Genomic DNA, 23176 nt, shown 5'->3' on the forward strand with positions numbered 1-23176 from the left:
CTCTCTTCCGCTTCCGCGGCTTCTTCCTCACCTTCTGCAAGCGCACGCGCGCCTTGATGCGCGACGCGGCGCGAAGCACCCGGTCCAGCCGCCTCGGAGGGATCAAGGCGTCGAACATGAGCCGCATCCTGACCGGGTCCATCGGTCACCTCCTGCGCGACGGCGCGCGCTTCTTCCGTGCCTTCTGGGACTTCCTCGTCGAGAGAAGGCGCTTCACCTCCCGCACCTCGCGCTCCAGGGCGAACTCCGCCCTCGCCGGGCGGCAGACGTACGTCATGCCACGCGCCACCCGCCGCCCGCGCTTGGGCGTCGTGGCGCGCGCCTTCCGCGGGGCCCGCTTCTTCGCCGGCTTCGGCACCGCGGGGGCCGTGCGTGCGGTTCGGGTGCGCACCTTCGCGGCGCGCGCCGTCGGTGCCATCTCGGTGGCCCTCCGCGTGGTCGCCTTTCGCGCGGCGCTCCGCTTCGGCGGCGTGCTCCGCTTGGGCGTGCGCCTCGGCCTCGCCCTGGTCGTGGGCTCCGTCGTGCTCGTGCTCGTCGGCGCCGCAGGTCGCCCGCCGAGCGGCCTGCTCCCGGCGAGCACCAGCCCGCGACCCGGCGCGCGGGGCGTTCCCGCGGGCAGCAGCAGCGGCGTCGGGCGTGCTGGCGGCAGGCGGAACGGCCGTGCCGGGAGCTCGTTCACCTCGGCCTGCACCACGAGCGTGCGCCCGCGCCCTCCCTTGCCCTTGCTGCCCTTGCGGCGGCGCTTCCCCCCGCTGCCCACGTCGAACATCGGTAATTTCTCTGCCATGACGCCTCCTCGGCTCAGCTGACCCCTTCGAACCAGGGCCGCACGAGGGCGGCCCACACCTTCGGCGCGATCTCGGTGGCGTGCCCCGCGTGGCTGTAGCGGGCGCCGTAGTCGAGCAGGTGCACCCCGCCGCCTCCCCAGCGGCGCTCGGGCGCGGGCAGGCCCGCCAGGGCGCCCTCCTCGGCGTGCACCCGGCTCCCGAGCTCGCGCGCGACCGCGGCCAGGGTCTGCGCCCCGGTCGGGTGCTGCTTGTTCGGCGCGCTGCTCGCCGTGGCCACGAACAGCCGCCCGTCGCCTGCTGCCTCGGACGCGTAGTCCACGAGCGATCCGATCGGCGCTGCGAGCGCGTGCGCGCGGTCGGTCCACTCCGTCGTGTAGGTCGCGTCCGCGAGCACCACGGCCGCGACCTCAGCCCGGTCGCGCGGGTCGGCGAGCAGGCGCTTGACGATGTGCCCCCCGGCGGAGAAGGCGGCGAGCACGAGCGGACCCGCCGGCAGCCCGAGCGCGCGCCGGCAGCCCGGGAGGCGCCTCCCGTCGCCGCCGAGCCAGCTGTCCGCGATCTGGCTGCAGGAGGGCAACCCGTCGCCTGTACACGTCCGGTGCACAACGGGCACGCCGGCGAGCTCGGCGCCCGAGACCTGCGTCGCGCTCACGGGGCCGAGCCATGCGACAGCGACCGGGCGCGGCCGCACGTGCACAGAGCTCGTGCGGCCGGGCGGCTCGGCCGCGCGCGGCGTGTCTGCGCTCCGACGCGTCGCGATGACAGCTCCGATCACGCCCGTTGCGAACGCGACCCCGCCGACGACGACCTCGATCCGGTGGCGCGCGAGCTTGTGCGCGGTCGCGGGCGAGACGCCCAGGCCCCGGAAGCGACGTGCCCAGGTCTCGATCGCCCGCGCCTCGCGGGTCGCGCGCGGCGGAGGCAGCGGCGCGAAGCGCGTCACCGCGGCCTCCGTTTGCGCCGCGTGGCCTCGACCAGCCGGTGCGCCCCGTAGAGGACGAGCCCGCCTGCTGCCGCCCCGGCGCCGAGCTGCACGCCACGCGGCAGCCCCTGGAAGGCCCGGACCGCCCCCTGCGCCATCTCGGGGAGGGTGTTCGCGCCGATGACCGACGGCGGCAGCCCCACGGCCGTTGCGGCGCGGTCGACCGCCGCGGCCCCCTTCAGCGGCCCGGTCGCGTCCTCGATGTCCGGGGCGCGCACCTGCGGCCCACCGCCCGCGTAGCCCTTCTCGCGCGCGTAGCTCTCGGCCACCTTCAGGTCGGCCGACATGGCCGCGAGCGCGCTCGTGTCCTCGTCGCCGGCCTCCCACTTCGCCGAGAACTCCCGCCACGCGTCGAGCTGGCGGCGCACGTTCGGGAGCTTGTCCCCCACGCCCCAGGCGAGGAGCGCGTCCCAGCGCCGCCGGAGCTCGGCATAGGTCTCCTTCGCCTTCTGCGAGACCCACCACGCGCCAACGTCAATGTCGTCGTCTTCGCTCATCGCAGCACCTCCACGAGCCAGGGCGGCAACGCGCCGCCGAGAAGCAGTTCCGAGCCCCGCGCGAGCTCGTCCACCAGGTCGACCTCCTCGCCGTCCCGCGTCGCTTTGCGGTGCACCGGCGCCCAGAGCTGCGACCAGTCCTTGTGCGCGTCGTGGACGCGGCCCGGCGTCTGCCAGACGCCGCCGTCCTCTCGCCGCAGGCCGTAGCTCACCGCCTGGCGCTCCCTGAGCCCCGGCTCGAGGATCCACTCCTTCCAGGGGCCATCGAGCAGCGTGGCGGACTTGGGCCCGATCCGCTTGCTCCACTCGCGCGCCTGCGCCTCGAGCGTCGGGTAGCGGTCGAGCAGCGCAGGTAAGCCAGGGGGGGCGAGCGGCGCGAGCACCACCCGGCGCACCGCCGCCCGCCAGCGGGCGTCGCAGATCGCGCGCGTGGGCGGGAGGTAGTGCGACACTCTGCAGAGCTCGAGCGCCTCGCGGAACGCGACCGGCAGCCGCACGCCTCGCACGCTCAGGGCGTCGGTCGCCACGCGGAGCCGGTACGGACCGAGCTCCAGCTCGGACCAGTACACGTTGTCCACGAGCCCGTCTTTCCACCCCTCCACCACGCCGGGCAGCGGCGGGACGGCCGGCGCTCCGGCCACCGCGGCGCCCTGGTCGGGCAGCGACCACAGGCGCTCATCGTTCCGGGCCTCGTCACGAACCGAGACATGGAGGTGCCGCGTGTGCGGGTTCGTCCCGTCGTACGGACGCCACGCGCCACCCTGGATCTGGCGGTTCGCGATGCGCTTGTTCCAGATCACGTACGTGACGCGCAGGTCGGTGAGCAGCCGCTCGGCGAGCGCATCGAGATCGGGGCCGCGCTCGGGGTCGTGCGTCACGTCGAGCGCGTTGCCCGCGTTGTGGTCGCTCTTCCTCGCCTGGTGCGCGGCGTCGCCTAGGAGGCCGTCGCTCGCACGGCTCCGGCCAGGCCAACGCTCGTTAAGCTGGCGCACGAGGACTCGCAGCGCCGGAGCCACCTGTGTCGGCGGTGCCGCTGGCGACCCGGCGACCTGGGGCGCGGGGCGTGCCGTCTGCGCTGCGGGCGGCGGAGCGTCGACCAGCTGCCCCCCAATCGTGATCCACTTGCCCTTGGCGCGTCCCTCGACCTCGCGCACGACGCGCTCGACGTCGGCCCACGTGAAGTGGCCTTTCTTCTCGCGGTCGAAGCCAGGGTTTGCGGCATAGACAGCGCCCTTGGTCAGGGTCGCGCCAGGCACCACGAGCTCTTTGCTGTCCCGCACCGCGATCTGAGCGTCGAGCGGCAGGCGTGCAGCGGCGGGCAGAAAGTTGCGCTTGTACAGGTCGAACGCAGTCCACGCCGGCGAGCGCCCCTCAAGGCGAGCAAAGAAGGGGCGCACGAGCTCACGCAGCTGGCGCTCGGCGCTCCACGTGCGCACGGCCCACACGCGCTCGGCCGTGTCGAATCCCGGCAGCTTCGCGCCAACCGTCACCTGGTTCAGCCCCCCGCGCGGCGTCCCCGTGGCTTTGCGCGGCGCCCCGGGATCCCAGCCGCTCTCGAGCTCGATCACGGTTGCCAGCGCAGCCGGCGCCAGGCCGAGCGCGGAGGCGACCTCGAGCAGTGTCCTGCGCACCGCGGGCGTCGCGCTCACGAGCCCGGCGAAGGCCGGCGCGACGGGCGTATCCTCGCCGTCCGCTTCGTCCGGCGTTCCTGCGCCGAGAGCGCGCCGCGCCCGATGCCGGACGTACGCCAGCCCCACGGGGAGCCCCGCGGTGGCCACGTAGCCCAGGCCGGCGAGGATTGTCAGCGGTTCCACAGCGCCCGTACCCGCGTCCAGAGCTCGCGTACCCGCGGCGCCACATCTCGCCCGAACTGTTCGAGGTCCGCGACCAAGGCCGCGGCCTCCGGATCGAGGTGAACCGCCGGCAGCCCTGCACAGAACGCCGGCGCCTCGGGCGCACGGGCGCGCTCCTCGCGCCCCTTCTCCTTGCGCATATCCCCAATCGTCTGCGGCTCGCGGGTCTCCTGCTCTCCCGGAGACGGCTTGGCTGCCTCGTGCATCTCCGCAGGGTTGTTGCTCGCGCCTTGCCTGTTCGTTTCCTCCACCGCGCCACAGCTCGCACACACGCGGTGCCCGTTCACGAACGTTTGCGGACCACTGCACACAGGACACACCATGGAATCACCCTCTTTCGGTCGTCTCTTCGACCGCCTCAAAGCATTGTCCCAGACTGCCAGTATCCCTGCGCTTCGATCTCGGATTCCGGTGCGAGGCCGACGGGGTAAATCACGTTCGGCGTGAGAGCGTAGTCGCCGACGGTCATCTCGCCGGTGATCAGCCGAAACCGGCTGGCGAACGGCGGAAAGCGCACCTCCTGATCCTTCTCGTAAAAGTGCGTCAGCCAGAAGGCCTGCGGCTCAGACGCGCCTGCCTCGTCTTCTGCCGACCACACCTCGACTTCCCATCGACCAGCTCCCCCCTTCAGAAACAGATCTCCGCCGGTGCGGAGGTAGTAAGCGCCGCAGTCGCTCCAGAGCTCCACCCGCTCTGAGGGCGCCGCGTTCGCCCTGACCGCGAGCGACCCCGTGCGCGGGAGCACCCACCGACAGTGCAGTGCATGCCCCTGGCCGTCGTAGGCGTCGCCTCGGCCCGTCCTCCTCGCCCGTATCCAGACGCGCACGGGAACGCACCACGAGGCGACGAAGAGCGGGCTCCGGTCCAGCGCGGCGTCTTCGATGACGAGCGGGCCCATGGCTCACCGGACCGCACACGTGCCCGGACAGCCGACGCGCTCGGCGAGCCCCTCGACGTCTTCCTCCCACCCCTCGAAGTCGAACATGTCGAACTCCTCGTCGAACGCCTGCTCCTCGCGCTCGGCCCGGACGCGACGCCGCGGCGCGCGCTCGGGCGCGGGAGCGGTCTCCTGAGGAGCGGCCTGCGTCGGCGACGTCGGTGCTGGCGGCGCCGGCGCCGTCGGAGCTGCCCCCGGACGCGTGTCCTCCAGCGGCAGCCGGTAGTTGAGCTTGCGCAGCGCCACGGCCGCCGCGAGCAGCCGAGCGCGATCGGCCGGGGCCGGATCCTTGGCAGCGGGGGTCGCGAGCCGACGCCGGACCGCGTGCTGCACCTTCGGGTCGGGACTCGACACCGCGGCGAGTGCCGCGTGCGCCTTGGCCTGCTCCGAGGCCGGCGGCGCCGCCTTCATCGCCTGCTGCGCGGCCGCGTGCACCGCCGCCGCGTCGCTCCGCTTCGGGTCCTGCGGATGCGGGCGCTTGGCCTTCTTGGCCGCCTTCTCGGCCTCTCCGACCGCCGTTGCAACAGCGCCTGTGGCGACCGCCACGCCAGCACCGGCCGCGGGCGTCGCGACGGCCCCGACCACGACCGACGCGACGGCGCCCACCGCGCGCACGACGTCGTCCCACAGGCCTACGTCCTCGGCGTCATCAGGCGGCGTGACGCCGCCGGTCTGCTCGAGCTCGACGTCGCCCTCGTCGCCCGTGCCCGCCACCGCGCCCTCGCTCCGCTCGGCAGCGGCGAGCTCGTCCAGCGCCGCCTGCCGCAGCTCCTCCGCCTCGGCAGCCGGGAGCGTCGCCGACACGCGCTCGACCTCCGCGAGCACCTCCCGGCGGAGGGCCTCTTGCTCGCTGCGTGCGAGCGCCGCCACGGGCACGTCGGCGCTGCGCAGGGCCAGGCGCGCGGCGTTGCCACCGCGGCCGGCAATGCGACGCAGCGCCGCCTTGAAGCGCTCCGCGGCGGGCGGCCGGATCTGGGCTCGCGCCGCGCCCTCGTACGCCGTCGCCGGCGGCTTCGGCATGCCGCCCGTCACGCTCGGGTCGTCGACTCGGCCCGCGTCGTCGATGAGGAAGACGTGAAAGCCGCGGCCGTTGGGCGCGCGGACGCACCCTACCCAGCGGCCCCGATGCCCACCAGCCGCGCGCGTCAGTCCGTCGCAGTCGTCTCCGCCTTTGTGCCGCACCTCCTCCGGCGCCGCGAAGTAGTCGCCGCCTTGGTCGGGCACGTATCGCAGACCCTTGAGCGAGACCTTGACCCCGCGGCGGATGTCCGCGCGGACGAGCACCGCCAGGACCTCGGCGATCGCCTGCGGGTCACGCGGGATGGAGACCGTAGGCCGAATGCCCGCGGCGCGCCGGACCTCCTCCAGCCTGAGGGCGCGCTCGCTCGCGTCCGCTGCTGTCCCTCCGCTCACGTCATCCGTCAAGGGCGCGGTATCCTCGTCGTGCTCGTCCTGCTGCAGCATCGCTGTTGCCCTCCGTTCGCGCCCCTCAGCCCCTCACTTGAACAGCTTGAATCGCGTCCGCGCCTTCGGCGCGAGCGCCCGGCGGCGCTTCGCTGCGTTGAGCAGCTCGCGCGTGAGCCCCCGAAAGTCGAGCTCTCCCACGCCGGGCAGGAAGATCCGACCCGTCGCGCATTGCCGCTCGAAGTAGAGCAGCGTGATCCCGTAGAACGGCACCGCCGGCGCGTTGGCCGGCGCGTCGAGGTAGACGGAGCAGGTGAACTCCGTGTCATCGCCGAAGGCCTTGCCGATCAGCGATGCAAGGGGGGTGTCCTTGGTCACGAGCTCCGTGCGGAACTGCGTCAGCGAGATATCCTGGGGGTAGGCCTTCGCCCGGTCGTCGCTGAAGCCGAGCGAGCCGCCCACGATGCAGAAGCGCTGCGCGCAGTCGACAGGGTCGGTGCGGACGCCGAAGAACGTCATCGTCTTCGTGAACTTGAACTGCGTCGCCGCCCGTGCGCCGTTGACCCGCGGCCGGAGGTCGTAGACCTGTCCCCCTTGGCACGGCACACCGCGATCCGTCGCGTAGAGCGTGACCGAACTGTTCGGCCGCTGCTCGGCCGCCACGAGCCGGGACGCGCCCACCGTCGCGTACGCCTTCTCGAGCGCCGCGTTGGTCTTCGCGAGCTTCCGGGCGACGGCCTGCGCCGCTTCCCTGCTGACGCCCCCTTTTTTCTGGATGTACGCCCCGACCTCGTCCTCGTCGGCCAGGAGGAGCCCTTCCACCTCGTCGTCATCCTCGTCGTCGAGAGCCTCCGCGATGCCTTCCACCGCGTCGTCGAACCTCACGCCGATCGCCTCGTACGTCTCTTCCAGATCCCGATCTCTCATGGCGTGCCTCCGAGGCCCGCGGCCCAGTCGATCACCGCGAGCCAATCCTCTGTCCCCACGCGCGCCTGGAGGCGCGCACACAGCTCTTCGTCTTCCAGCACCTTGTCGAGCGCCCGCTTGACGGGCGCGAGCTTCGGATCGGCGGTCCCCCCCGGGAGCATCGAGGCGACCCGTTCAAGCGGCACCTGGAGTACCTTGTACATCTCGACTTCGCGGTCCCGAGCCGCCTTGAGCCGCTCGATCGCGATCTCCTTCTGCCCCTGTACGAGAGCGAGCGACGCGGTGGTCTCCGCCGCCTGCCTTAGGAGAGCGTTCATCGACTTTAGCTCGGCGTAGAGCTGACCGATCGTGTCGTCGCGCGCCTTAACCGCTCGCTCAAGCGAGTCGATGTACGCGCGCGAGTCCGACGCGCCCCTGCTGTAGGCCGCCCCGAACTCTCCGGCCAGCTGATGAATGTCGACGTTCAGCGTCTGCTGTGTGACCACCGACGACGAGCTGCGCGCTTTGCCGGACACGACTACGCCTTGTCGCCGTTACGTCCCCGCTTCGGCTCGTCTGCCGCCGCCGCACGCTGCTGGGCGCGCTGGCGTTCAGCTTCCGCCTTGTGCTTTAGACCGAGCGAACGGCCCGCGTTCGCGCTGATCGCGTTCGTGGACCCGATCGCCGCCGCACGGCAGAGCGAACGCAAGCTCGGGTTGGCATCGCCCGCGAGCACGGCGCCGAGGCCGCTCACCGCGGCCACCGCGACCTTGACCGTGTCGCCGTCGTTGTGGCGCGCGTCGGCGTACGAGACGCCGCCCGCCACGACGTTGGTGAGCGGCGCTTCGATGGCGAGCGGAAGGGCCTCGTTCGCCTGCGCCTCTTCCAGGGCGACGACGAGATCCGCTTTGGACGCGCTCGACAGAGCGGCATCCACCGGGAGCGCAAGAGTACCGGCCATAAACATCCTCCTTCGGTGACGTTCGGTGTCCGAACAACCGATGCGAAGTTTAGCGCTCATGCGGAGGCCTCCCGCGTTTTGTACTCCACGGGACGTGTACTCTACCGTGGAGTACACGTTCTGGTCCGCGGCTGCTTCCCGAAGAAAACCGCTGTGCTATACTTGGCTCTGCTTATGCCCAGCCGTCGAGACAAAATGTACTCTGTGGCGGTCGCCTGGGTACGGTCGGATCCGCGCGTACGGGCACCGCTCAGCCGCTCCCTCAGGAGCGATTACCGGCGGATTGCTGCGCTTGGCGACACCTGGGGAGGCACTCTCGATGCCCTCGGCGCGCCGTACTACCTGGTCCGATGGGTCGCCGGCCCCGGGGTACGGGACGTCGAGGAGCGCGAGCGCCGCTACCGCGCCGCGTGCGAGGCGCTCCGCCGCGAGGTGCCGTGGACCTTGGCGGCCTGGCGCGCGCTGAAGGCCATGGAGCGACCGCTTCGCCCGGCGCCTCCGAGGCATCGGCTGCGGTCGCTGGCGGCGCCGCATGAGGTGGGCGCTCAGTCCTGCGTCGACGGCGACGTGGTCTGACGAAAGGCACGTACGTACCGGCCAGACGGGAGCGCGGCGGCACTGCTCGCTGAGCTCACCGCAACGAGAAGAGAGCCCGCGTCATCTCGGGCAGTCGTGCATCTTCGGCGCCGCCGTTGCACGGCTATCCCGGTTCGCAGCGGAGAGCGAAGCTCGAGGTACCAGCAAGGACCGTGAAGGGGAGGCGCCTGTCACTTCGGCGCCTTCCGCGGACGACCGCGCTTTACTTCTGGCATCGTGGCAGGGCGAAGAAGGTTTGCTGGAGCGACTTCAAGACCATTGGCGATGGCCAAGAGAGCGTCGAGACTCATCTTCTTCTTTCCGCTCTCTATCTGTTGAAGATAACGCAAGTCGACCCCAGAGCGCTCGGCTAGTGCTTCTTGCGTCATGACTTGCTTTTGGCGATGCCGTCGGATGTTGGCCGCGATGTAGAGGAGCAGCGTGTCGAGAGCCAGGGGTTCCACACGACGGACGTAGCCGTCCCGCGTCCACAGAAAAACGTGCTGCTAGCTATACTTCTTGACGGCGCGCGATCGCCGGCCATACCCTGTACGCACCACAAAAAGTGCTCCCCGCGTCGGCGCCAACCGACCGGGGAGCGTGGCCGGAACCCCGCGGAACGAGGTCCGACATGGCGAAGCTACGCCCAAGGCCCGAAGAGGGCCAACAGATCGATCCGTCCATCGACAGCTCCCCCCATCCGTCCGATCGCTTCCCGCACCGCCGAGCACGGCGGTCCAGCGCCGAAACCCGCCGCAGCACGCGTGCCGAGCGTGAGCGGCCTGCCGCACGACACGCCAGGAAGAAGCCGACGATGCAGGCGATCCTCGCCGAGCGCGGCGTCATCGTCGCCGTGCTCATCTCGAGCGGCGTACCGCAGCGCGACCGCGACGACGTTGCGCAGGACATCCTGCTCGGCGCCTGGCGCTCGGTGAAGCGCGGCATGTACCGGCCCGACTCCGCGCAGGACGCCCGCAAGGCGCTCCGCGCGTGGCTCTACGGCATCGCGTGGCGCAAGACGGGGCACTACCTCGGCAGCGCTTGGGTGCGGCGGGCCGTGCTTCATGCGCAGCCTCTCGGCAGGCTCCGCGAGCCCGTCGGCATCGACCTCCACGCCCAGATCGAGGCGCGCGAGGTCCTGGAGGCGCTGGAAGACCTGCCGGACTGGCAACGCGAGGCGCTGCTCTCCGTGGACGACCCGGAGAGCCTCGTCGCGTACGCCCGGCGGCGTGGCATGAAGCCGGGCACAGCGGCGTCGCGGCTCAGGATCGCCCGCGAAGCGCTCGCCCTGCGCCTGAGGGGGCTCCGATGAGCTTCTATGTGCCGATGAAGTTCCGCGACCCAAAGCGTCGCGTGAGCCTCACGCTCCCAGCCCGACCTGTCACGCGCTGCGTCTCGCCCGCCGACATCGAGCGCTACTTGAGCGCGCGCGGCTACCGCGCGTTCCACGTCGTCATACCCGTCCGGCCATGGTACGTCGCCATGCTGTGGTTCCCGCCCATCGGGCCGGACGGGCGTAACCAGCCGAGCTACCACGACCGCTACGTGGAGGGGCCGCAGTTCAGCGACCATCGCCTGGAGAGCGCCGTCGAGGCCATCGCCCGCATCGAGGGCCGCGCGCCGGGCGAGGTCCTGCGCGAGATCGCCGTCATGGCGCAGATGGCCGAGGGCGGCGGGTAGATCGGCAGACCGGCGGCTCCCGCCATAAAAAGGCCCGGTCGGCCACAGGCCGACCGGGCTGTGTCGCGAGCGTCAGCGGGCAGCGCGGCGCGCGTGGTACCGTCCGCCCATGCGCGTGCGGCTCATCCTGGAGAACGGCGGGCACACCCTGTCGAAGCTCGTGGAGCTCCCCGACGCGCCCGCCGTCGGCTCGACGGTCCAGGTTGACCGCGAACGGCGGCTGGGTGGGTAGAGCGTCACGACGGCCGGTCGTGGTGGCCGACGGGGCGTGAGGTGAGCTTCTCTGGGCGCCTTACGTCTTGTCGTCCCACCCGGTCACAACGCCGTTGTCGAGTGTGACCCTGAGCGCGTACCGGTTGATGCCCGTCTGGCCGTACTTGTAGACGTGCTTCGTTTTGGTCTTGAGGACCTTCTCGTCGATGTCCTCCGGCGAACCCTTCGAATGCGTCAGCATTTCCGCGGTCATGCCGACCCACAACTCGCCACGGTGGATGCGTGCACCCAAGTCAGGGCCAAAGCGTCCACAGAGATGGTTCAACCGCTGCTGCTCCATGGCAGCTTGTTCCGCTGCGCGACGGGCTGCTTCCGCCGCCGCGGCCCGCAGCGCGGCGCGTTTCTTCACCCACCCGAGGATGATCCCGAAAGCTAATATGGCGGGGGCGACGAGTATCTCGTACGGAAATTCCATCAGCCGTTGACGATATCGCCGGGCGCCCTGGCGAGCAATCCGGAACCCGTGCCATCCACGGGCGCCGCATCGCTAGCCGAGGATGCGGCCGGCATCGCGCCGCCGATCCACCCAGCGGCGCACCTCGTGCACATTGAGCGGCTAAAGGTGGATATGTGGGATATAGAGAACGAGCGGGCGCTGCCGGTGTGGCTCATGCACCGGATCGACCGTCAAGGCGACCCGGTGCCCATTGCTCAACGTTGAGCAATACCCATCGTGATCACCGCGATGCGCATTGTGATCGCCCTCAGAGCGAAGCGACGCTGGTCCGCCGGGGTCTGGGATTCAGGTCTCCGTGGTCTCCTTGCCCTTGCGGCGGAGGCCCTTCAGCGTGATGCGGTGCGCGTTGTGGACGATGCGGTCGAGCACGGCGTCGACGATTGTCGGATCTCCGAGATGATCGTGCCACTTTCCGACAGAGATCTGGCTGGTGGTGACCGTCGACCGCAGGCCGTGGCGGTCCTCTAAGACCTCGAGCAAGTCGCGGCGCTCCTGGTCCTTGAGCGGGGCGAGCCCCCAGTCGTCGAGCACGAGCACGTCGATCTTCGCCAGCCGCCCCAGCAGGCTCGTGTACGTCCCGTCGGCGTGCGCCAGGGCGAGTTCCTCCAGCAGGCGCGGCACGCGACGATAGAGCGCGCGGAAGCCAGCGCGGCACGCCTGATGCGCCAGCGCGCAGCCCAGGTAGCTGGTGCCCACGCCGGTCATCCCGGTGATGAGCACGTTAGCGTGGTCGACGATCCAGCGACCCGACGAGAGCCGGCGGATCTGGGCCCGCTCGAGCTCCCGCTTCGGCGCGTAGTCGATGTCCTCCAGGCACGCGCCCGGGATCGGCAGCTTCGCCTCGCGCAAGAGCCGCCCGGTCCGCTTGTTATCACGGGCGATGTGCTGTACGCGTTCGGTAGAGCCCATCCTGACGCCGAGCAGGCCCGGGACATAGGCTTGATGTGCTCGGCGTCGACGAGCAGCGCAAAGCGGCCGTCGAAGTCGAGCTCGGTCATCGCGGGGGCGCACCGCGACCGCTCGAATCGCTGCGTTTCACAGCCGCCACGCCAGCATCGCCGGCCTCTCCTGGGCGCCAGTTTCCACCTCGGATCGGGCAGCGGAGTGCCCGGGGGGATTCTGCCGAGGCCACCGGATGCGATGGGCGCTGCTCCTACTCAGGGAAGCGAAGCGTCTCGACGGCGATGCCCTCCTCCCCCGTGATGACGTCGCCAGACCATTCCCAACTCCTGCCGCCTGGGCCCGGCAGCCCCAGCTCGAAGGTGACCCCCTCCAGCGTGAGCCGCTCCTCGTCGAGGTAGGCGATGCCGATGGAGTCGCCGCCGCGCCCGGGGCCACCGTAGCCGCCGTCGCCTCCGAGGCCGCCGTCGCTGCCGCCGCAGGACCACGTGCCGTCCCCCACGGCGCCCCCTGACGCGCCTCGGCCGCCTTTGCCGCCGTGCTCCGGCTCCCCGCCGTCGCCGCCTGGGCCCCCGTCGTAGCTGGTGATGATGCTGTCGCGCACCGTCACCTTGGCGTGAAGCGCCACGATCCCGATGCTCGGTTGGCCGTTCTCGCCTCCTCGGCCGCCTCGACCGCCGCAGCCGCCGGCACCTCCGGAGCCGCCGCCGGCGCCCCCCTTGGAGGCCACGCCGCACACGGCTAGCCCGCCCCTGCGGCCGCCGCCTCCGCCGCCGCCCTGGCCCGGCGTCCCCCTGCCTCCGTCACCGGCCCTGTCGCCGTGCCATCCGGTCTCATCGATCCGCCCGCGGCCCTTGCCCGATGCGCCGACGGCGCCCGGATCGCCGTGGAGCGCCGCCTGACCTCGTTCGCAATGGACGCCTGGCACGTCCCCGTCTCCCCCCCGTCCGTACGTCGGCTGCGACAGCGAGCTCGGTTGCCCGTCCTCGCCGTCGCTCGCCCCGTCGGGAAGCCCGTCTCCCCCACGCCCGCCGATGCTCGGGATTCCTCCCTCGCAGGAGTTCACCGCACGAGCCCCACCCGGGACCGTCGCTGCGGAGCACGCATCTCCCCCATACTGTCCGTCAGGACCCCTCGCTGCCTGATTCGGCCAGGGCCATTTCTCCCCGTCGCCGCCCCCCAATCCATAGCCGGCTTCGATCCAGCTTCCGATGATCTCCACCGCGGCGCCCGACCGAACGAGCATCCCGATATGCGTTGCGCTGCGGACGAACACGTGATCGATGATCGAGACCCCGTCCGCAGCCCCCGTGTCGCCGGCCCGTGCCGGCTCCAGGGTCAGCGGGATGTGCCCAACCGGGGCCGTGAGCTTGGCCATAGCGTACACCGGATCTTCAGGCGCCCGCTGCCGTTCCCATTCTAAGAAGTCGAAGCCTCCATGGATATCCACCCCGGAAGGCAGCATGGTGGGCTCCACGAAAGCATTGCGGGTGAGGAACACACGACCGCGCCCGGTGCGCGCCAGCTCGATGGCGCGCGGCAGGGAAGTAACGGGCCTGTCCTTCGTGCCGGGGTTCGCGTCATCACCGCCGAGAACCGGATCGTTGACGAACACGCCGCAGCCATCCATCGCCCGCCCCGCGGCGAGGTGCTCCAGGCAGACCGACTCGGGGATCGGATCTCCTGCACACGTCGATGGACCGCCACACGGCGGTGCGCCGTCAGGGTCGTTCACCCCCGGCGCCGTGCCGCAACCGGCCGCGGCGAGCGGCAGAAGGAAGACCAAGAGGATCGCGGAGTTCAGTCGCATCGGCATCCCTCGCTGGCAGCGTCTCGCGAAGCGCGAGTCAAAGGGGCGGCTCGCTTGCCGCACCGAAACGATAGAGCTCCCCCGACGGACCGTCCGCCCCTTGGCCCACCTCGTCCGCCGTGCCGGCGTTCCCCGCGAGGCCACCATTACCGGCGGGTCCGGGAACAATGGTGGTCCCGGGTCGAATGGCGAAGTTGGGCACGACGTAGGCGATACCGACAGACGCGCCTCCGAGCCCGCCGCCGGCATCGCCTCCGCGACCACCGTTGCCTCCACGGCCGCCGCTGCATGCGTCCCACATGTCGCCAGAGCCGAGCCCACCGCGACCGCCCTTATGCCCAATGCCTCCCGGTTGGCCCCTCCCGCCCACGCCGCCCTGGCCGCCTTTGCCAGTGAACACGTCGCTGCCCCCGATCGTCAGCTCCGCGCCGTCCAGCTCAACAATGCCGATGCTCGCACCGCCATAGCCGCCGCCATAGCCGCCCCGACCGCCGCAACCGCCGCTCCCTCCCGAGCCGCCGGCGGCGCCCCCCTGGGGCAGGCCTGCCCGACACGCAACCATGTTTCCACGCGACTTGCTGCCGCCACCGCCGCCGCCCGCCTGGCCGGTGCCGCCTCGCTGCCCGTCCTGGCCCCGGACGCCGATCCATCCATGGATGCCGAGGTGGCCTTCGCCGACCGCGCCAGCCGCGCGACCGGCGTCGGCGCCGTCTGCGCCTGGTTTCCCGTCGCTGCACATCGTGAGGTCCGCGCCGACTCCTCCACTGCCTTCGCCTTCCGGATTCTCCGCCAGCTCCGGCTGCCCCGAAGCGCCATCACCACCCACGTCAATGCCGCCGTCGCCCCCATATCCGCCGATCGACTCGGTGCCATCGTCGCACACGGTCACGACCGGGAGGGCGCCCATCACAACATCCGCCGTGCAGGCGGACGCGCCGTCGTTCCCATTCACGCCGTCCGTTGCCCGTTCGCTGTGCGCGTCCTTCCCCGACTCTCCGTCCTTGCCGTTGCCCGCGACGATGACGCTGTCCTGCACGATCGCCCTGGCCCCTGTGCTCAGAATCACCGCGATCGACGACTTACCATCGGGCGCCGAGGCGTCCGCCGCCACGACGCGCACGCCGGCGATCACGGACGTCGCGTTGTCGCCCGCGAGCGCCGTCTCCTCCACACCGAGGACCCGCAGCGGGATCCCCCCCGGCGGAGCGATGATCGTGGGGTGATCCGGCCCGCCGAATGACCCCTGATACGACCAATCCCCGCCGTCGCACCGACGCCCGCCCCAGAGGTCGACCCCAGAGGGTAGCGTGATCGCCTCCTCGAAAGTACCGCCGCAGGCGTACACGCGCCGGGTCGGCGCCTCGCCGCCGCGTCGTCCGCTAGCGGCGAGCCCGACAGCGTGTTCCAAGGTCTTGACCGGCGCACTTTTCGTGCCGGGGTTCTGGTCGTCTCCCTGCTCGCTGACGAACACCCCGCATTGATCGAGCGCTGGCGCCGTGCCGGGCTCTCCCTCGCACGGGTCGGGCGGAGGTTCCGGATTGGAAGGACACGCCAGCATTTCCCAGCAATCATCAGAGTAGGAGGTGCAAGCTGTCAGCGTGCTAGCTCCCCATGCGCAGACTGCGACAGCGACGACCGACGTCACAGCGCCTCGGCGTACCAGCGAATTCCTCCCCGCGGGTCCCGGTGTGCTCACCACATCCCCTCAATTTGTGCGCCGATTTCGTTCCCGTTCGCCACGGGCGAGACATGGACGCGCTCCCGAGCCGGCGTGAACCCCAGGAAGGAGAAGTCCGTGAAGAAGGACGCGGCGGTCACCGCACCGATCACACCACCTGCGATGACCGTGGCCACACCCGTGCGCCCGGACAGGTTGCGCGCGTCGCGTAGGCGCCGCAGCTCGCCACACGGCGAGTTCTGAGGCGCTTGCCAGCACATCGACGAGCCTGAGGCGGGCTCGCTCAATAGCCGGTCACGCCGGGCGCTCAGGTCGTCATTGAGCTTATCCGCATGAATTATGAGGATGGTGCCCACCGACACACCCGCGGTCGCGACGGCGATCCCCGTGATGCGCAGCGTGCCTGGCCAGGAAGCCCACGGTCCGGGATTCTGCGTGCGGGTGGCAGGCGAAGCGATCACGGTCTTCGGCGATGCCAGTGCGCTCTCCTTGGGGCTGCTCACCGCCGCGGGTGGCAACTGCATCGAAATCTTGTACTCCTGTCCGGCTACGGCAGTGAATGAGTGCAGCGCTTCCGTACGGCCGGGCGCCCGGCCCCGCACCATGTGTTGGCCAGGAGTGACGAACAGCTTGTAGGTCCGCGCGGTCCGGTCGATCGTCTTACCATCGATGTCCACCGCGGCATCCGGTGGATCGACGGATATCAGGAGCGTTCCCACATAAAATGCTGCCTTCGTTAGTCCAGCCTCGAACCGTTGCTGGAGCCGGACCGGCAGCGCCTCGCGGCGCTCAAGGCTCTGGGTCAGGTGCTCTGCCGCATCGCGGTAGTTGTGCAGCTCAAACTCACACAGCCCGAGCTCCCCGGCAATCTCCGCGCGCTCTGCCGCAGAGACGGGCGCCGTGGTTGCCGCGTCGAGCGCCACCTTGTAGGCATCAACTGCCACGGTCCACTGCTTCGCAGCGCGAGCTTTCTGACCACGGCGAACGTGGTTCTGCACCGTCAACCTGTCGCTTCTTCCCAGGGTCGGGGAACGTTCTTCCGCGCCAGCCGAATTGACCAGGCCCGTCGAAGTGCCAAGCGTCAGCAAGGCGAACAGCAGGTGCAGACCGCGTCGCATGCAGGGACGGTACTTACGCCGGCCGTTCGGCGTCAACCGGCACATATTCGCCGAGAAACAGCTGTTAAGGCGAGAATGCGCGACTGGACGGCGGAAGATGTTCGTCCACGCCGTACGCCAGCAGCCACGTGGTCAAAACGGATCAAATGTAGCGCAATGTGCCACACTCTCCCACTGAAGTGATCGGGTCCGTTCACTTTGCTGACCCCGAGGGGGCCGCTCAGGTGTGCTACCGGTGTGGGCAAGCCATCGAGCCTCTCCGGCTGCTTCGAGCTCTTCCGGCGCCTGGTGAGGCGTCACGGAGTCCCGGCACGCCATGCGGAGGACGTCGCGCAAGAGGCGCTGCTGCGGTGCCTGGAAGCGGACGAGCGGATCGAGCCGCGTCGGGATCCGCTGGCCTACCATGTCACGATCGCCCTGAACCAGGCGCGCAACCACGTCCGAGACTCGCGCCGCCGGGGTGAGGTCCTCACGTCCTTCGACGAGCACGAATTCCCCGGTGCGTGTCCGACGCCGGAAGACTTGCTCCGGTTGCGGGAGCGGGAAGCGCGCGCGCGGCAGCTGGTCGCCAGGGTTGACCCCAAGTACCGGGACCTCTTGATCAGGCACGATCTGGAGGGGACGCCGCTCGTCGAGATCGCCGCCGAGCTCGGGCTCCATGTGGAGGCGGTGAAGACGCAACACCGACGGGCGCGAGAGGAGCTGAAGGCGCAGAGGCAACGGTGGACGGCGCAAGAGCGTTCGCAGGGGCGGGACGGGGAAGCCTGCGTGCCGCTCGCCGTCGGGTTTCACGGTCGCAGGTCCTGGAGGGCCTCGCTGCGCCGTCTGGGCCTGAGGATCCTCGTCCAGGGCGCGTTTGTCGTGCTGACCGGTGCTCTCTTCTCCGGGGTGCCGCGCCTGCCCAGCCCGGAATCGTGGACGCAGGCGGCCGCGATGGGCGCGCCTGGCACGACGCCCGCCGCACAGGGCGACGTGGTGCGCGCCGCACGAACCGGTGCGGACGCCGCCGCGCACGAGGGCTCGACGTCGACAGCACAAGGGAGCGCCCGCACTGGGGCGACGGCGGGTGGCGCGCCCGCTCCGGCGGGGACGACCGTCCCTCGGGCCGCGACGCGCGGGAGTGCCGTGCGCCCCATCGTGAGCCAGCGCGAGCGGAGCCTGATCGAGGAGGCCCGGATGGCCATTGAGACCCACACCGCCCTTGGCGACGTCGAGGCGCGCCAGCTACTCGAGGCTCACGCGCGAGAATTCCCTCGAGGGCGGCTTGCCAGGGAGCGCGAAGCGCTACTCAGGCAGATTCGCTGACTCACCGGCTGTCGATCGACAGCTAGGCAGACGGTGACGCCGGTGCTGTCTTCAGCACAAGGCCGAGATCTGCCTTGCGTCCAGACAAGAACGGTCACGTCCAGGAGGCGAACCACAATGAATACGGTGGAGGACATGCTGAGCGCGATGTGGCTCATCTCGCCGATCGGTCTCGCGATGATGGCCTGTGTTGCCATCGGCTTCGCGGTCACTGCGCGTGAAGCGCTGGGCCGCGAACGCGGGCTGCGCGAGGCTGGCGAGCGGAGCCACGAGGAAGACGAGTCCGCCCTCATCGATGCGAAGGAAAAGGCCGAGCAGGAGCTGGGGCGACACAAGCGCCTGCTGGACTGCCACGTCGATGCGCTGATCGCAGCGATGACGGGCGTCCGAGCACGCCCCGTCCCGTGGCCTGGCAGGGTCCTGGAAGCGTTCTGTGCGACAATCCCCGCGTGGCAGAGAAAGCTGGCCGAGAACACGGGGCTCGCACCAAGGGACGTGGAGCGGCTGCTGAACAGCGACCTCCCCATCACGCCCGGCCTCGCGCGGCAGCTGGAGGTCTTCACGGGAACGCCTGCTCGGTACTGGGAGCGCCTGTGGCGTGTGCACGAGGACTACCGCAGCGACGCGGAGGACACGGTGGTGATCAAGCTCGACGAGCCGGTCACCAGGCGCGAGAGCTCGGCGCGCACGGCGTCGTCGCCAGCGTCGAGCTCTGTGCCGGCGCGTCCGCCCGCGATGCCCCCTCGGGCGCTCGATGTACCTCCACCCGTGGTGCCGTCGCCTGATCCCGTCGCCCGGAGCCCCCGGGCGAAGCTCCCGCCGCCTCCACTACCGCGACTGCGGTTGCCGCTCCCTGCTCGCGCCGGCGAGGGGGCCGAGCTCGCGCTTCGCGCTGCCACGCTGACGAGCTTCCCGGTGCAGCACGACGATCGTGAGCGCACTCGTGCGAACGGGGCCGGTTGGGAGGACGTAGAGCGCTCTTCGCTGAGCTCGACGTTGCCCGGGGTAGGGAGCGATGGATGAACGCCACGGTGGCCCGCGTCCAGTCAGAACGGGCATGCGGTTCGGGGTGCGCGTGTCCATTGGCGAGATCGTTCGATATAGCCACATGATCAAGGACAATCTGTGCCGACTCCAGATTCCAGAGTGCGACCATCAGGACGTTATGCAGGAGATCCTCCTCTCCGCATGGCACACGGTCGAGGTAGGAGGGTTCCATGCGAGCGAGCACCTCTCTGTGAGACAGGCCGTTCGACGGTGGCTGTTTGTGGTCACGTGGCACCATATAACGCACTACAGAGAGCGTGAGCAAAAGTGGGAGAAAGGCCGCGACGCGTACACGCATCCGGCGATCGACGAATACGCGCCGCCGCCGTTCGGGCAGGTGGAGGCGCGGCTTAGCCTTCGTTGCATGGAACGGCTCAAGCCAGAGGTGCGCGAGGTCTTGGCCGACTCCGCTTTGGGGTACACTGCCGAGGAGATCGCAGCCAGGCTTGGCCAGAACCCCAACACGATACAGGGTCGCTTGGAGCGCGGCAGAGAGCAGTTGCGAAGGACGCTCCGCTCGAGGAACGCTGCGACGCCGCTCGCCATCAGAAGCATGCTGGCGAGCATGTCAGCGTTCTGACCGAGGAACCCCGACGGGTGATATCTACACCCGGGCACGGACATCTGCGGGGGGGCCGCTGATCGCTAGGAGGTAGATCCATGTGTCACCTGCCGAATGAGGCGAGCGCGCCGTGGCGCATGCGCGGTTGTTTTGTCCGACGCTGGTTCGTGCCGTGCTGCGCTGGCTGAAGATGCTGCGGGTCCCACGGTCCCATCGTGATGATGTTGCGGGCTAAATCTGGGTCAAAGCCGCCCAGCTCACGTTCGCCTGTCTGATTGTCCTTGCGTATGTGCCTCCAAGCCAGCGCTGCTCCCGGACCAGGTTGACCGTCGGTGCGGGCTCGCCCCCATCGCCGGATGCGGGTGGAAGGCCGAGCAGCTGACCGGCCGCCTCGTGATCGACCCCGGAAGCCATCTCGTCCCCGATCGCGACGGCGCGGGTGAGTGTCTCCGCGAGGGCGGCGAGCGGGGCAGCAGGCGGTGGCGCTGGGTCGCCCGAGCACTGCGGAGGCTTACCCCGGGCGTCGCGGCAGGCCATCGTAACGCCCGCGACCGTGCACCTGGCACCGGGTTCGATTCCCGGCGCCTCCACTCAGAAGACACGGCGAGAGCCGTGTCTTCTTGCTTTTGTGTGACCTGCGTGTGACCTGACAAATTTCGGCTACGCTGGAGTTGGGGCGGGTCCGGTGTAGGCGGGACCACCGGGATCGGGCGCGGCGGGTGACGCCAGGGTACGGGGCTCCACGGAGTTCCACGAGCGGCACCGGGCCGACGGGGCGGATCCCGGGTCCGTACTGGCGCAGCCCGGAACCGACGAACTAGCGGACGCTGCTGTGCGGGGATGTAGGCAGCCGGTGCGCTCTGCCCTGCCGGCCGGGCGCTGTACCCTGGTCGCGGCCCCCTGCCGAGCGCATGCCCCGTCTTGACACGGGAAGGCAGTTCCGCTGGCCTTGCAGGGGATGGCGGCTATAGGGGTAGCTGGAGCGGCAGCGAGGACCAGAGAGACCCCTAGGCTGCCTGCACGGATATCAGCCGTTAAGGTTTATGGCATACTAGACCGATGGGTCGGCCTCTGCACTTGCCGATCGTGACTGGGCAACCACTGCCTCGCTACGCCAAGCATATCACACGGACAGCCGAGATGCGCTCCAATGTCAATACTAAGTAAGCTGAAGACACCCGGCGGCTCTTGGGACTCGAAACTTGAAGTACTCGATGTCACCAGTCAGCACACACTGATCCAGGCCGCCGGGTATCTCAAGCATGCGCTAGCTCATAACGGTCCCGTGTACTTCCGTGGTCAGCTAGACAAGTTCCCCACGATGGCACCAAGCCTGTATCGCGGTTGCACGACAATAAGTAGGGCCCAGAAGCGATTTAATCATTTTCGCGAACTACGGAACGCCGTATCCAAAAAAGCATTCATAACAAGCACGCCGGAATACGCATACGACGCACTGCTGCAACACTACGGCATTCGAACAAACTGGCTCGACGTGGTCGACAATATATGGGTCGCCCTCTGGTTCTCATGCCACACTGCCCTGTCGTACGGAAGGCGTGGCGAGTACCTTCATTTCGAGCGTAGACGCCCAACCGCAAGCACATACGCGCACATCGCCCTCATCCAACCAGGCAAACTTGTCGAGGCACATGACAAGCCAGGACTCTACCGGGGCACAGATATCGAGTTAATCGACCTGCGAACGGCAGCACCGTCTCTATATCTTCGACCGCACGCACAGCACGGCCTCCTGGTTCGCCGAATACCACTAGACCGAATCGATGACATCGATCTCATGCCGCTCGTCGTCGGCTGGATTCGCATTCAACTTGATGAGGCATTGCGATGGCTTGGCTCAGGCGATCTCCTGAGCGTTCATTCTCTGTTCCCACCTCCCCACTACGACCATGGCGCTCGCAAGCTTCTGACTCACGTACCCAAAGACAGTCACGTGTACCTCGGAGCCATCCACCACATCGGCGCATAACCTACACCGACTACACATCGCACCATGCCTCGCATGCCTGCGGCAGGCTGGCCCCAAGAGACCACGTACGCCCATAACGGAACAGCCCTGAGGCCGCTCGCCGGGAGCATGGGCCGGCCGGGCGCCCCCCTGCCGGGGGCTGAGGCTCGGCTTGCCTCGCAGAGGGATGGCCTCGCAGAGACGGAGCTCCACGATCGGCACCAGGCCGGCGGGGCGGATCCCGGGTCCGAGTCTGCGTGCTGTGCGGGCGCACCCCGGCACCGAGCGAGGAGCCACGGCTGCGTGGGCGTCCCGGTGGCGGGCGGCGTTCTTGCCCTGCCGGCCGGTTTCCGTGCCGGCAGCCCCCTGCCGAGCGCATGCCCCGTCTTGACACGGGACGGTATCTCGGCTGGCCTCGGAGAGGAAGACGGCCATGGGGGTAGCTGGAGCGGCAACAAGAGCCAGGACAACGCCTCCCGGACGTCAGCGCAAGGTGGCGGGCGTCCCATACCGCCGGCGCTCGCTCGTCTAGAGTGGCACGCTCAATAAGATAGTCATCCGGTCGATCGCTTCGAGCACATCAGCCGCCGTATGTCATCATCAGGGCAGCCAGGGAGGAGGGTACTTGACCAACACCGGCAAGAAGTACGAAGCTCTCACCGAGCAAGTCTTTTCCCGTCTCCTTGCCCAGACCGGTGTATGTGCACAGGTCAAACGTGACATCATACTCCAGGGCAGAGCGACCAACCACCAGATCGACGTTGCGTTCAACTTCGAACTAGGACCAGTGAAATACCTAACGATTGTGCAGTGCAAGGACTGGTCCAACCCAGTCAAGCAAGAGCAGGTACTGGCGTTCAACTCGGTACTTCAGGACATTCCCGGCCAGCCCAGGGGTATCATGGTGTCTCGTTCAGGATTCCAAGAAGGTGCCCGTAGCGTCGCCACCCACCATGGCATCCAACTCTACGAACTGCGGGAGCCACGAGAGGACGACTGGGACGGCCTCATTCGAACGATAGAAGGAGAGCTACAGCTCCGGGTTCCAACATTCAGGAACGCTAAACTCGTGTTTGATGAGAACTGGATTCGCAAAGAGATCGCGCAGCGTGGGATCGACAAGCTCAACATCAGCACAACAGTCCTTCCCGCCCTCCACGAGGCCACTTATGAATCCGGACGCAAGTGCGATCTCCAAACCATAATGAACAAATACATTCCAGAAGGCACCTGTGACTGGACTCCGGTACGGCATGATTTCGAAGAGGGAGTCATGGTGGAAGCACGCGGATGCTTACTGCCCCAGCTGCGAGTTGTCGCACTCACGGCCGAGGTCCAGGTGAGAGAAAACCGAGAGATCGTCGAGTTCAATCTGGACCACATGGTCGCATATTGTTTTCGTGACGTTCTCAAGGGGGATGTACAGTTTCTCGATCAAAGCTATTCCTCGACGGCTAGTAGTTCATGACACGA

25 protein-coding genes are annotated in these 23176 nt (G+C 69.0%); 10 read left to right on the top strand and 15 right to left on the bottom strand.

Annotated features, from left to right (window positions below; all coding sequences use genetic code 11):
• The first annotated feature begins 116 nt into the window (after positions 1 to 116).
• Positions 117 to 809 (top strand): hypothetical protein, encoded by a 693-nt coding sequence (locus WMF33_RS19050; protein ID WP_437338459.1) that lies wholly within the window; start codon positions 117 to 119, stop codon positions 807 to 809.
• Here WMF33_RS19050 and WMF33_RS19055 read toward each other — a convergent pair.
• The 10 genes from WMF33_RS19055 to WMF33_RS19100 form a co-directional block, all read right to left on the bottom strand.
• Positions 802 to 1731 (bottom strand): hypothetical protein, encoded by a 930-nt coding sequence (locus WMF33_RS19055; RefSeq protein WP_437338460.1) that lies wholly within the window; start codon positions 1729 to 1731, stop codon positions 802 to 804. The two genes, WMF33_RS19050 and WMF33_RS19055, sit on opposite strands and share 8 nt — an antisense overlap.
• Positions 1728 to 2267, bottom strand: a complete 540-nt coding sequence (locus WMF33_RS19060) for a hypothetical protein (RefSeq protein ID WP_437338461.1) — start codon at positions 2265 to 2267, stop codon at positions 1728 to 1730. Before WMF33_RS19060 ends, WMF33_RS19055 begins: the two co-directional genes overlap by 4 nt.
• Positions 2264 to 4081, bottom strand: coding sequence for a hypothetical protein (locus WMF33_RS19065; protein ID WP_437338462.1), 1818 nt, complete (start codon positions 4079 to 4081; stop codon positions 2264 to 2266). Before WMF33_RS19065 ends, WMF33_RS19060 begins: the two co-directional genes overlap by 4 nt.
• Positions 4069 to 4371 carry a hypothetical protein gene (locus WMF33_RS19070; RefSeq protein WP_437338463.1) on the bottom strand — a complete coding sequence of 101 codons (303 nt, stop codon included), beginning with the start codon at positions 4369 to 4371 and terminating at the stop codon, positions 4069 to 4071. The genes WMF33_RS19065 and WMF33_RS19070 overlap by 13 nt, the downstream gene beginning before the upstream one ends.
• Positions 4372 to 4478: 107 nt before the next feature.
• Complete coding sequence (locus WMF33_RS19075; protein ID WP_437338464.1) at positions 4479 to 5018, bottom strand: hypothetical protein; 540 nt, start codon at positions 5016 to 5018, stop codon at positions 4479 to 4481.
• A gap of 3 nt (positions 5019 to 5021) precedes the next feature.
• Positions 5022 to 6521: a hypothetical protein gene (locus WMF33_RS19080; RefSeq protein WP_437338465.1), complete on the bottom strand. Its 1500-nt coding sequence runs from the start codon at positions 6519 to 6521 to the stop codon at positions 5022 to 5024.
• 33 nt (positions 6522 to 6554) lie between these two features.
• Positions 6555 to 7388, bottom strand: coding sequence for a hypothetical protein (locus WMF33_RS19085; protein ID WP_437338466.1), 834 nt, complete (start codon positions 7386 to 7388; stop codon positions 6555 to 6557).
• Positions 7385 to 7903, bottom strand: coding sequence for a hypothetical protein (locus WMF33_RS19090; protein ID WP_437338467.1), 519 nt, complete (start codon positions 7901 to 7903; stop codon positions 7385 to 7387). Before WMF33_RS19090 ends, WMF33_RS19085 begins: the two co-directional genes overlap by 4 nt.
• A gap of 2 nt (positions 7904 to 7905) precedes the next feature.
• Positions 7906 to 8328 carry a hypothetical protein gene (locus WMF33_RS19095; RefSeq protein ID WP_437338468.1) on the bottom strand — a complete coding sequence of 141 codons (423 nt, stop codon included), beginning with the start codon at positions 8326 to 8328 and terminating at the stop codon, positions 7906 to 7908.
• A 767-nt stretch (positions 8329 to 9095) separates the two neighbouring features.
• The gene (locus tag WMF33_RS19100; protein ID WP_437338469.1) at positions 9096 to 9368 is read right to left on the bottom strand and encodes a helix-turn-helix domain-containing protein; all 273 of its coding nucleotides are present in this window, start codon (positions 9366 to 9368) and stop codon (positions 9096 to 9098) included.
• Positions 9369 to 9718: 350 nt separating this feature from the next.
• Here WMF33_RS19100 and WMF33_RS19105 point away from each other — a divergent pair, with 350 nt between their 5' ends.
• The 3 genes from WMF33_RS19105 to WMF33_RS19115 all read left to right on the top strand — a co-directional run bounded on the left by WMF33_RS19105 (position 9719) and on the right by WMF33_RS19115 (position 10816).
• On the top strand, positions 9719 to 10216 hold the full coding sequence (locus WMF33_RS19105) for an RNA polymerase sigma factor (RefSeq protein ID WP_437338470.1): 498 nt from the start codon (positions 9719 to 9721) through the stop codon (positions 10214 to 10216).
• On the top strand, positions 10213 to 10584 hold the full coding sequence (locus WMF33_RS19110) for a hypothetical protein (RefSeq protein ID WP_437338471.1): 372 nt from the start codon (positions 10213 to 10215) through the stop codon (positions 10582 to 10584). The genes WMF33_RS19105 and WMF33_RS19110 overlap by 4 nt, the downstream gene beginning before the upstream one ends.
• Positions 10585 to 10693: 109 nt before the next feature.
• On the top strand, positions 10694 to 10816 hold the full coding sequence (locus tag WMF33_RS19115; protein WP_437338472.1) for a hypothetical protein: 123 nt from the start codon (positions 10694 to 10696) through the stop codon (positions 10814 to 10816).
• Between the two features lie 60 nt (positions 10817 to 10876).
• Here the strand turns inward: WMF33_RS19115 and WMF33_RS19120 are convergent, their stop codons facing one another.
• Positions 10877 to 11272: a hypothetical protein gene (locus WMF33_RS19120; protein ID WP_437338473.1), complete on the bottom strand. Its 396-nt coding sequence runs from the start codon at positions 11270 to 11272 to the stop codon at positions 10877 to 10879.
• A gap of 6 nt (positions 11273 to 11278) precedes the next feature.
• Here WMF33_RS19120 and WMF33_RS19125 point away from each other — a divergent pair, with 6 nt between their 5' ends.
• Positions 11279 to 11518, top strand: coding sequence for a hypothetical protein (locus WMF33_RS19125; protein ID WP_437338474.1), 240 nt, complete (start codon positions 11279 to 11281; stop codon positions 11516 to 11518).
• A gap of 81 nt (positions 11519 to 11599) precedes the next feature.
• On the opposite strand, the gene istB is transcribed toward WMF33_RS19125, so the two are convergent.
• The 4 genes from istB to WMF33_RS19145 all read right to left on the bottom strand — a co-directional run bounded on the left by istB (position 11600) and on the right by WMF33_RS19145 (position 16820).
• Positions 11600 to 12223 (bottom strand): IS21-like element helper ATPase IstB, encoded by a 624-nt coding sequence (gene istB / locus WMF33_RS19130; RefSeq protein WP_437338475.1) that lies wholly within the window; start codon positions 12221 to 12223, stop codon positions 11600 to 11602.
• 244 nt (positions 12224 to 12467) lie between these two features.
• The gene (locus WMF33_RS19135) at positions 12468 to 14024 is read right to left on the bottom strand and encodes a hypothetical protein (RefSeq protein WP_437338476.1); all 1557 of its coding nucleotides are present in this window, start codon (positions 14022 to 14024) and stop codon (positions 12468 to 12470) included.
• Positions 14025 to 14061: 37 nt separating this feature from the next.
• Positions 14062 to 15495, bottom strand: a complete 1434-nt coding sequence (locus tag WMF33_RS19140) for a hypothetical protein (protein ID WP_437338477.1) — start codon at positions 15493 to 15495, stop codon at positions 14062 to 14064.
• Positions 15496 to 15716: 221 nt separating this feature from the next.
• Positions 15717 to 16820, bottom strand: a complete 1104-nt coding sequence (locus tag WMF33_RS19145) for a PEGA domain-containing protein (protein ID WP_437338478.1) — start codon at positions 16818 to 16820, stop codon at positions 15717 to 15719.
• A gap of 237 nt (positions 16821 to 17057) precedes the next feature.
• On the opposite strand from WMF33_RS19145, the gene WMF33_RS19150 reads away from it, so the two are divergent.
• The 5 genes from WMF33_RS19150 to WMF33_RS19170 all read left to right on the top strand — a co-directional run bounded on the left by WMF33_RS19150 (position 17058) and on the right by WMF33_RS19170 (position 23171).
• A complete protein-coding gene (locus tag WMF33_RS19150; RefSeq protein WP_437338479.1) occupies positions 17058 to 18125 on the top strand; it encodes an RNA polymerase sigma factor in 1068 nt (355 codons plus the stop codon).
• Between the two features lie 117 nt (positions 18126 to 18242).
• Positions 18243 to 19148, top strand: coding sequence for a helix-turn-helix transcriptional regulator (locus WMF33_RS19155; protein ID WP_437338480.1), 906 nt, complete (start codon positions 18243 to 18245; stop codon positions 19146 to 19148).
• 85 nt (positions 19149 to 19233) lie between these two features.
• A complete protein-coding gene (locus tag WMF33_RS19160) occupies positions 19234 to 19752 on the top strand; it encodes an RNA polymerase sigma factor (RefSeq protein WP_437338481.1) in 519 nt (172 codons plus the stop codon).
• 1132 nt (positions 19753 to 20884) lie between these two features.
• A complete protein-coding gene (locus WMF33_RS19165) occupies positions 20885 to 21724 on the top strand; it encodes an FRG domain-containing protein (protein WP_437338482.1) in 840 nt (279 codons plus the stop codon).
• Positions 21725 to 22328: 604 nt separating this feature from the next.
• On the top strand, positions 22329 to 23171 hold the full coding sequence (locus WMF33_RS19170; RefSeq protein WP_437338483.1) for a restriction endonuclease: 843 nt from the start codon (positions 22329 to 22331) through the stop codon (positions 23169 to 23171).
• Positions 23172 to 23176 lie beyond the last annotated feature (5 nt).

Origin of the sequence: Sorangium sp. So ce394, from assembly GCF_051474665.1 — a bacterium.
GTDB lineage: Bacteria > Myxococcota_A > Polyangia > Polyangiales > Polyangiaceae > Sorangium > Sorangium cellulosum_D.